Here is a 336-nt window from a genome sequence, read left to right as displayed (position 1 = left end):
GCAAAGCATTGATCACTTGCCAAACAACCTTGTATCTCTTGTTGTGTCTTAAAGCTTGCTCAGCAGAAATCCCCGCAGGAACTCCAACGGGTAGAATGATATAACCTCTCTTTTTTCCTTTGGCACGCCGCATGATGCGCCCCACCGCCTGTATGACATCAACATGACTTTTGCGCGGGTGTAAAAACATCACCGCATCAAGAGCAGGAACATCCACACCTTCAGAGAGACAACGAACATTGGTTAAGACACGGCAGGTATTTTCCCCCGCATCTTCTTTAAGCCAGTCAAGAGCTTGATTACGTTTTTTTGCACTTTGTTTTCCGTCAATATGTT

General features: G+C 45.5%; 1 protein-coding gene. It reads right to left on the bottom strand.

Going from position 1 to position 336, the window contains the following annotated elements:
• A partial coding sequence (locus tag J7R12_RS08765) for a helicase-related protein (protein ID WP_208439087.1) occupies positions 1 to 336 on the bottom strand: 336 nt, incomplete at both ends.

It is taken from the genome of Bartonella vinsonii subsp. vinsonii (genome assembly GCF_902825235.1).
GTDB classification, from domain to species: Bacteria; Pseudomonadota; Alphaproteobacteria; order Rhizobiales; family Rhizobiaceae; genus Bartonella; species Bartonella vinsonii.
Note: the sequence above shows the minus strand (reverse complement) of the source record. Positions and strands in the feature narration are given on the sequence as shown.